Here is a 1,969-nt window from a genome sequence, read left to right as displayed (position 1 = left end):
CGACCGGCGAACCTCGATAGCCCCTCTCGCAGGAATCGCCACTTGTCCTCGGTGTTGCCACCAGCCTTGATCATTCACCGGGGTTGCAGGATCGAGCTCCGACCTGGCTATCGTGATCTTCACCTCCGTTTTTGATCTTGTGGTTGTGGGAGGGCCAGCACGGGTTGCCCGGTGTCGCTGGGAGCGCCGGTTCCACTGGCCGGGGACTGCTGCGTCGGGGTCGGGGGACGGTGGGGTCAGGCCGGTGGTGGTAACGCGAAGATGGTCAGGAAGCAGGCTTCGAGTTCCCCGGCCCAGGGCCAGGTGTCCGGGATTTTGATCTTTCGTTTCCGTTGGCCGCGGACGAGCCGGGCGGCGGTGTGCAGCAGCCGGTAGCGCAGGGTCTTGGGTTCGGCCTTGGCCAGCGGGCCGTCCAGGCACAGCAGCCGCAGCCAGCACAGCAGGTCGCAGGCGATGCTCGCGGCCACACACCAGGCCTGGTTGAGCGCGAACGCGGTGGAGGGCAAATGGCCGATGCCGGTGTTCTTGCCGGTGCGGATGCGGTCCTCCACGCGGGCGTGCGGTCGGTGGCGGGCCTCGAGGAACTGGGCTTGCCCGGTCGGGGTGTTGGTGGCGATCAGCTGGTAGCGCCAGCCGTCGGCTTCCTCCATCAGTGACAGTTGCGCCCCGGACGAGGGCCGTTCGCGGCGGCAAATGATGCGCATGTCGGTCGGCCAGTTGGGCAGCCGGTCCCCGCCCACGGAGCGGCGCAGCAGCCCGGTCAGCTCGGCCACGCCGGCGTCGTCGGGGTCGCGCGGCTTGCCGCGGTGATCCAGCACCTGGTCCCAGTCGGTCTCCGACAGCCGACCGATCGCGGTGCGGGCGCGGGCGTCGAGGTCGAACCCGACCGAGTAGTGCACCCGCCGCCCGGGTGCCGCGTTCAGCGTGGTGATGTGGCGGACCAGGTCCAGGGTGGCGCCCGCACCGTCGCAGGTGACCAGCAGGTTCCGCCGGTGCCGGGTCGGGAGCTGCGCGATCGCCTCGTCGAGCACCTCGATGTGATCGACCGCGGTGTTGCTGCCGGCGTTGCCCGGGCGCAGCCGAAACGCCAACGACTCGCTGGTGTTGTCACACCAGGCGGTCAACGAATGATGACCCCAGGTGCCCTTGAATGTGCCCGCCGCCAGCTGTTTGTCACTGTGCGCGATCTGGATCGTGGCGTCCATGCGGATCACGATCGTCGCCCCCAGGTCCCGGTCGGCCACCCGCGAGGGCGGGATCCGCCCGTGTCGGGCCTCGATCAACCCCCACACGTGCCGGCGGGTCCGCGCCCGCGCCGCCGCGACCCGTTCCCGCTGGTCCGGGCCGATCTCGGCCAGCGCCCGCCACAGCGTCGGGTCCGAGGCCACCGGCCCGAACAGCTCGCCCTGATCCCGCAGCACCGCCAGATCCGACAGCACCCGACCTCCGTCGGCGATCAACACCGCGGTGTCGGCCAGCACCCGGCCGCGGTCGTGCACCGGGGTGAACCCGCGGCGGCGTAACGCCTTCGACAACGCGCCGGTCAGCCCGGTCCGGTCGGCCAGCAGCCGCAGCGCCGCAGACCCGGTGTGCGACACGACCCCATGCCCGCCTACTTCCACGGTCAGGTCCCGGGACCACGCGGTAAGCTCATCCACCTGAAAGGTGCTCCTCGATCACAGCAGAATGTTGGCTTCGACACCGTCATTCTCCCAGGTCAGGGGCACCTTTCTCCGTCCCGCCACGCACCCCGACAAGATCGCTATGAATTGTCAGGGCTAGGCCAGCCCCAGGCGAGGGCATCCATCGCTGCCTGCCGGACGGCTCCGTCGTTGTCGGCGGCGGCGCGCTCGGTCAGCAGAGTCCGGGTCTGCTCGTCGGGCCAGTCCTGGACGAGGGCTTGCAGGGTCGCGCGCCGGACGGCTCCGTCGTCGTCGGCGGCGGCGCGCTCGGTCAGCAGAGTCCGGGT

2 protein-coding genes are annotated in these 1,969 nt (G+C 70.2%); both read right to left on the bottom strand.

Going from position 1 to position 1,969, the window contains the following annotated elements:
• Nucleotides 1-236: 236 nt before the first annotated feature.
• Complete coding sequence (locus VGJ14_14590) at nucleotides 237-1,658, bottom strand: IS1380 family transposase (GenBank protein ID HEY2833654.1); 1,422 nt, start codon at nucleotides 1,656-1,658, stop codon at nucleotides 237-239.
• 104 nt (nucleotides 1,659-1,762) lie between these two features.
• Nucleotides 1,763-1,969 (bottom strand): HEAT repeat domain-containing protein (locus tag VGJ14_14585; protein HEY2833653.1); only part of this gene is annotated, 207 nt, incomplete at its 5' end.

Source organism: Sporichthyaceae bacterium (assembly GCA_036493475.1).
In the GTDB taxonomy this organism is placed as follows: Bacteria; Actinomycetota; Actinomycetes; order Sporichthyales; family Sporichthyaceae; genus DASQPJ01.
This window is presented reverse-complemented; position numbering and strand designations above follow the sequence as displayed.